The organism is Agathobaculum sp. (assembly GCF_050946325.1).
GTDB lineage: Bacteria > Bacillota > Clostridia > Oscillospirales > Butyricicoccaceae > Agathobaculum.
This window is the reverse complement of sequence record NZ_JBMNUP010000099.1, coordinates 1-6830: the sequence shown is the minus strand read 5'-3', so window position 1 is coordinate 6830 and position 6830 is coordinate 1. Positions and strand designations below refer to the sequence as shown.

5 protein-coding genes are annotated in these 6830 nt (G+C 55.6%); all 5 read right to left on the bottom strand.

Going from position 1 to position 6830, the window contains the following annotated elements; all coding sequences use genetic code 11:
* The coding region (locus tag ACOYIE_RS08005; protein ID WP_433412134.1) for a carbohydrate ABC transporter permease at positions 1–607 on the bottom strand (607 nt) is incomplete at its 3' end.
* A 12-nt stretch (positions 608–619) separates the two neighbouring features.
* Positions 620–1549, bottom strand: a complete 930-nt coding sequence (locus ACOYIE_RS08000; protein WP_009325662.1) for a carbohydrate ABC transporter permease — start codon at positions 1547–1549, stop codon at positions 620–622.
* A gap of 102 nt (positions 1550–1651) precedes the next feature.
* A complete protein-coding gene (locus tag ACOYIE_RS07995) occupies positions 1652–3226 on the bottom strand; it encodes a response regulator transcription factor (protein ID WP_050004164.1) in 1575 nt (524 codons plus the stop codon).
* Positions 3198–5054 (bottom strand): sensor histidine kinase, encoded by a 1857-nt coding sequence (locus ACOYIE_RS07990; RefSeq protein ID WP_433412131.1) that lies wholly within the window; start codon positions 5052–5054, stop codon positions 3198–3200. The genes ACOYIE_RS07995 and ACOYIE_RS07990 overlap by 29 nt, the downstream gene beginning before the upstream one ends.
* A gap of 179 nt (positions 5055–5233) precedes the next feature.
* Positions 5234–6655: an ABC transporter substrate-binding protein gene (locus ACOYIE_RS07985; protein WP_009325659.1), complete on the bottom strand. Its 1422-nt coding sequence runs from the start codon at positions 6653–6655 to the stop codon at positions 5234–5236.
* Positions 6656–6830 lie beyond the last annotated feature (175 nt).

The window sequence follows — 6830 nt, the reverse complement described above, 5'->3', positions numbered from 1 at the left end:
GCCAGAAAATGCGGAACGTACCTGCGCCGTCTATGGTCGCAGCTTCATCCAGTTCCTTGGGAACACTGCGCACAAAGCCTGAAACCATGAAGATATTCGCCGCCTGCCCGCCCGTGAGCAGCAATGCCAGCCCCACCATATTACTGGTAAGTCCGACGGCATGCAGAAGGCCGTACAGCGGATACAGCGCCACAGAACCCACGGAGATGAACATGCTGAGCAGATAACTTGTGGTGAGCAGTTTTTTGCCCGGGAACTCTCTGCGGGCAATGATATATGCAGCCATCGAAGCAGTCGTAACTGTGAACAACACGGTCAGCAGGGCCAGCACAACACTGTTTAGCGTATATTTACCGAACTCCAGCTTCTGGAATGCGTAGATATAGTTTTCGATCTGCCATTTTTCCGGCAAGATACCGCCGCCCAGCGTAAGCTCGGCATTTGTTTTGAAAGAGCCCAACAGAGTGTAAATAACAGGATACAGCGTAAAAATGCACATTGCGCCCACAAAAGCCCATTTGAGCACCTGCCCGATGAAAGATACCGCCGCATCGCGGCGTTCGCTGGGGCGCATCTCTGCCCAGCGCAAACGGTGTGTTTTTTCCATAGCGGTCCCTCCTTATTCGCCCGTTACTTTGTCCAGCTTACCGCCGATAAAGAGATACAGACCGGTGATCAAACCGATGATGCAAGCCGCCACAAGGCTGACAGCCGCGCCGTATCCAAATTCCTGGGTGACCGTAGAGCCTGCGGAAATCGGGAAGAAGAGCTGGTAGATATAAAGGAACATGACATTTGTTTTGCCCATTGGACCGCCCTCGGTCAGCACCATGATGCTCTGCATATCCATAAAGGAAATCACCAGTGCCAGCATCAAGATCATCTTCAGAACCGGCGCCAGGAGCGGTATCGTGATGCGGAACAAAGTCTGTGCACCGTTTGCACCGTCCAGCTTTGCGCTTTCATATACATCCGTAGAGATCCCCGTCAGGCCTGCGATAAAATACACCATGTAGTTGCCCACACCACCCCAAACAGCCAGGATGATGACTGTGAGCATCGCATGCTGCACCCCCAGCCAGTTTATATTTTCATCGATGACGCCAAGCCACATCAGAAAACGGTTGATCTCGCCGTTGTATGTATTGAACAGCAGATAGAAGATAAGAGCCATCACTGCGCTGGACATAATGGTTGGCGTAAAAATAATGGACTGGCTCACGGCGTTGATGCGTGTGCTTTTACTGAGCAGAAATGCCAGCATGAACGCGATGGGCAGCGTAAGAATGAGTTTGCCCCCCACATAGACGAAAGTGTTTACCACAGAATCCCAAAACACAGGGTCCCTCGTAAAAACACGCACAAAATTGTCCATTCCAACAAACTTCGCCTCGCCGTAGCCGCGATAGTCGAACAGCATATACCGCAGCGCCCACAGGATGGGATACACCGTGAACACTGCGAACATGATGATGTTCGGCAGCAGCATCAGATACGAGGTGCGCTCGTTATAGACGCGCTCCCAGACCTTTTTCCCTTTCTTCGACATGCCGTCACTCCCCTTGCCGTAATTGGTACCTCAATTATACCGCCGGCCCAAGTATGCGAGGGAGGAAAATCATCGGAAGATATGTCTAAAATTCAACGAATATCAAGCCTTTCCCGCCAGGGCGGCAGCTTGATATTCACTGGGCGTCATATGGTAGAATTTTTTAAAACATACGGAAAAATATCGTGAATCCGCGTAGCCCGCCTGTTCGGCAACATCGCACACCTTCGTCTGCGGATTGCCAAGCAGCATGTGTGCGTGCTGCATACGCTGCGCTGTCAGGAATTCCGTAAACGTCTGCCCAGTCTCCTGCTTGAACAGCTGCCGCAGATAATTGGGGCTGATAAACAGTGCCGCAGCCACGTCATCCAGAGAAAAATCAATGTCTGAGATATGCGCCTGCACCACCTCGCTCACCCGCTCCGTCAGTATGCGCCGGGGCGGTTTTTCTCCCTGGCGGCGCAGCCAGTACAGCGATACGAAGTTCTCGAAGCAGGCTCTCAGCTCCTCCATGCTCGCCGCCGCCATGATCTCCTGCTGAAAATTTGTGAATTCGTAATAGCTCATCGGCATATCGGAAGCTGGTTTTTTCAGAATGGAATAGCACAAGCGCAGCACGCACATGCGAATGAATGTCGCATCGCGGATCTCCCGCTCCACAAACCATGCGAACAGCGCTTCGCAATTTTGGACAAAAGCAGCCCGGCTGCCGCACTGTACCGCGGCGGGGATGTCACGAAGGAGCTCCTCCGGCGGCTCCGGACACGGCAGAAGCTTTCCGGCCAAAACATCCTCGTAGGTGGTAACGGGCGCCGCCTGTTCCGGGAACGCATAGGCGCGAGCCTGCGTAGATTGGCGGTAGGAAAGCTCCAGCTTGGCGGGCGTTTCCGCAATACAGCCGACAAAAAAATGCACATCCAACGCCTGCGCGCGTTTACAGGATACCGCAATGGAAGTAAGCGCATGGCTCAGCGTGAGAAACAGCCCTGCGCGTGCCGTGCGGGGCGCACAGAACACCACCGCCTGCCGGGGCGGCGTGCCGAGACGGAGCAGTACAGTACGCACCGCGCCATAGAGCCGTTGTTCCAGCACCCGCTCTAAAAGAGCGCGCTGTGCGTCCAGGCCGTCGCACAGTACGCAGCAATAGCTTGTCCCCTCTTGCGCAAACACGGCGTTTGCCGCAGAGAGAGCAGGCAGCTCTTCTCCCAGCAACGCAGCACGGAAATAGCTCTGCAATTCCAGCTCGTTGGTTTTCTGCGTGTTGGTCCGCAGCGTTTCTATCTGGGCCCAGCGCAAAGCCTGTGCGTCCAGTTCCGCTGCAAAACGGCTCAAAGCGGAAACGAGCTTTGCAGTGTCCAACGGCTTCAGCAGGTAATCGCTGACCCCAAGGCGGAGAGCCTGCACAGCGTATTCAAACTGGTCATACCCGCTCAGCACCAGCAGCTTTGCCTCCGGCAGAAGATCAGACAGGCTTTCCAAAAACTCCAATCCGTTCATGTGGGGCATCGTGATATCCGTCAACACCGCATCGGGCAGAATCTCCCGCGCCAGCGCCAGCGCCTCGCGTCCGTCCCGCGCCAGTGCTGCAACATCCCATTCCGGGCAGTTCTGCCGCACAAAATCCGCCACGCCCTCGCGGATGCTCTCCTCATCGTCCGCTATCAGTAAGCGATACATATTGCTCCACCTCATCCTGTGTGATACAGGGCAATCGCACGGCGGCCACCGTGCCGCGCCCATATTCGCTCTCCAGCATCAATCCGTACTCTGCGCCAAAATACAGCCTGATACGTTCGTTGACGTTGAAAATGCCGTACCCCTCCCCGCTGACGGAAAGGCCGCGCGCAAGGTCTGCCTGCAGCATGGCCAGCCGTTCCGGCGGTATCCCCGGGCCGTTATCCGTCACGCGCAGCTCCATCACACTGCCGCTGCGCCGTCCGGATATGGCAATAAGCCCCGGCGCCTCGCTCTCTTTGATCCCGTGATAAATCGCGTTTTCCACCAACGGCTGCAAAATCAGCTTAACGGTATAAAGCTGCAGGATATCCGGCGAAAGCTCCACCGTATAACTCAGCTTTCCGCCGTAACGCAGCTTCTGAATCTGCAGATAACTGCCCACATGCTGCGCTTCCTGCTCCACGGAAATGATCTCTCTGCCGCGGCTCAGCCCGATACGGAACAGCGTCGCCAATGCCGTTGTCATTCGGCTGATATCCTGCGCGCCCGCACGTTCAGCTTTCCAGCGAATGGAGTCCAGCGTGTTGTACAAAAAATGAGGATTGATCTGCGCCTGCAGCGCCTTCAGCTCTGCGCGGCGCTTGAGCTGCTGCTCCACACGCACACGCTCTTTTTCGTCCTGTAATTGGGCGATGTATGTTTCCTGTTCGTCCAAAAGTATGTGAATGTGCGCCAGCATGCTGTTAAAGCTGCGGGACAGCGTTCCGATCTCGTTATGATACGGATATTCAAAGCCCTGCCAGTCGTTTTTCACGTCCACACTGCGCATACGCTGCGACAGACGCGAAAGCGGCTGTGTTACGCTGTGGACGATACGGGTCAGCGCCACGAGAAGCACCAGCACCACAGCAAGACTGACGGCAAAAAACACATTGCGGATGTTCTGCAGCTGGCCCAGAATATGTTTTTCCGATTGAAGATAGACCACGTGCCAAGGAGCGTTTGCCAACGCACGGTGAGCCGTCAGATACTTCCCCCCTTGCGCTGCGGTTTCTGTAAAACCTTCGGTTTCAAGCACCGCATGCAGCGCCCCGTAGTCTTCCGCAAGCGCGGCGGCAGCCGCGCCTCCCGCCTGCGTAACCAACCGGCCCCGGCCGTCCACCAGCAGCATATCCGAACCGTCGTCGGGTACAATATCGTGCAGATACGCCGTCAGACGCGCTTTGTCGATATTGGCCAGAAGCACGCAATCGCCCCCGTAACCGTCTACGGAAAAACGGTACATCACAGGCAGCACCTCGCGATGCGTGATGAATATTTCATCTTTCTGCACTTCACCCCAAATAACATAGCTTTCGCTTTCTTCAGCCTGGCGCCACAGCACAGACGCCTCAAAGCGGTATTCCTGCTCGGTGGAGACGCCCATATCCGTGAAGCTGCTTTTGGGCGTATACAAAAAGATGGAACTGATGAGAGGCTCCGTTACCTTGTGCAGCGAGAGGCACGGCGAAAGCAGCGTCATCGCCACGCCCTGCGCCGACGGCTTATCGCTGAGCAGATAATCGGTCAATGCGCCCTCAAAGCTCGGGTCGAGCCGAATATAAAACAGCCGCTCCACTACATTACGCAGCTTTGCGTCCATATAAGTCTGCGCCTGTGTGAGCGTCACATCCGCCGCGCTGCGCGCCTGCCGTTCCACATTTTCAGCCACATAGAAATACAACGCTACCTGGCACGCGATCAGCACGGTCAAAAGCACCGCCGTCACCAGCAGCGAAAGCTTTACCCTGAGGCTCGCGTTGCGGTAAGCACACAACAGCCGTTTCATTCCAATCCCCCCGGCACGAAGCGCAAAATACCGTTCATTCTTGCTTTGCACAGCAAAGCAAGAAAACCGCCCGGGCGGTTTTGCGCCGCTTTTTTATACAAGTATACCATTTTGCCCCGCCAAACGCCAAAAAGAGAGCCCTTGGGCAGGGTTCTCTTTCGGCGCTTAGGGTTTGTATTTTACTTGGCGGTGTCCTGCTTGAGCGGATCAAAATTGGGATAGACGATGCGCTCCGCACCGCCGTCCACCAGCTTGTCGTAAGCGGCGTTGTAGCGGGTGTTCAGGTCTTCAATGGCACTGTCGATGTCCGTCACACCAAAAATGCACTCCACACAGGTGGTGTAATAATCCTTGCCTTCCACCACGACGCCCGCAGGCAGCGGCGGCCAGTTCTGGTCATCGGCATTGATGGCCAGATTCGGCATCTTCTCAATGGATTCCGGCGCTTCGGCGCTTTCCACGGCGCTTGGGATCATCACGGTGCCAAGCCCGGCTGTATGATACGGTCCCATAACCTCATCGCTGTGCAGGAACTTCATCACTTCCCACGCCTCATCCGGATGCTCCGTCGCGGGATTGATGCCGAGGTTCGAACCGCCGAACCAGAGCTGCTGCTTACCTTCCACCTTGCCGTTCACCGTGGGGAGCTGAGCGCAGTTCCAGTTTGCATCCGTCGGGAACTGGCTGGCATATACGCCCGGCTCCGCATGGCTGATAGAGATATACATCGCGATATTTCCGGCTGCGAATTGCGTGCGCAGCGGGTCGATATCCAAAGATTCACTGCCCGGGAACGAAACGCCGGTGGCGAACATTTCCTTGAACGCCTCCAGGACGGGCTTATAGCTGGAGAAGTCATAAGTACCGGTTTTGTAGTCAAACCCACCGCGGGTGCCGCCGCTGCGCATCACGATCATGTCGATGGAACGCGCCACGGAGCTCGCCGCGGATTTGAAGTTACCCGCAATGCCGTAAATCCCTTCACTGCCAAGCTGTTCTGTAACGAGCTTTGCGTCCGCCACCAGCTCATCCAGCGTTTGAGGCGGCCCGTCTATGCCTACACGGTCAAAGATGTCCTGGTTATAGAACAGGCGCGCGGCAGAAGCCGTGTACGGCAGCGAATAGATGCCGTCCCCCAGCGCGTTGATGCCTTCCACAAAAGCGCCTTCGCCAAAACGCGCTCTGTATTCGTCATCCATGTAAGGGGCAAGGTCCAGAAGCTGCCCCTTCTCCTTGACGACGACCTCGATCGGGTCCGTACCTGCAAGCTGGTACACATCCGGCGCTGTGTTTGTGCTGAACGCCAGATCCAGCATTTGGCTGTAATTGTCGGCATATACCTGGAAATCAATGTAGATATTTTTGTCGTTGGTCGCATTGAACTCCTCTATGAGCGGCGTCATATATGCCTGATCGTGACGGTTTGTGGTCCAGTAGGAAATCGTGATTTTCCCTTCCGCTCCTGCCGGCGTGGAACCGGCTGCCGGAGCGCTCCCGGATGCAGACCCGGACGCGCTGCCGGAGCCTCCTCCGCACGCGCTAAGCGAAAGCACCATAACACCTGCAACAACTGCCGAAAGGATACGTTTTGCCTTTTTCATGTTTCTTCCTCCTTTGGTTGATATCCGCCGCGCCGTCTCCAGCGGCGCTGCCGTGGTTTCATGGTATCCGTTTTTCGCCCGTTTTAAAAGAGAAAATTTTCCGAACTCATGTGTGTTATCTTCAGTTTCAAGCGCCGGAGCCGCTACGCCTCACAATCGCACCATATCTCCAGGC

What these genes read in the sequence shown, in the direction of transcription:
- ACOYIE_RS07995 (WP_050004164.1), bottom strand. Translation starts at nt 3,226, where the DNA reads ATGTATCGCTTACTGATAGCGGACGATGAGGAGAGCATCCGCGAGGGC.
- ACOYIE_RS07985 (WP_009325659.1), bottom strand. Translation starts at nt 6,655, where the DNA reads ATGAAAAAGGCAAAACGTATCCTTTCGGCAGTTGTTGCAGGTGTTATG.
- ACOYIE_RS08000 (WP_009325662.1), bottom strand. Translation starts at nt 1,549, where the DNA reads ATGTCGAAGAAAGGGAAAAAGGTCTGGGAGCGCGTCTATAACGAGCGC.
- ACOYIE_RS07990 (WP_433412131.1), bottom strand. Translation starts at nt 5,054, where the DNA reads ATGAAACGGCTGTTGTGTGCTTACCGCAACGCGAGCCTCAGGGTAAAG.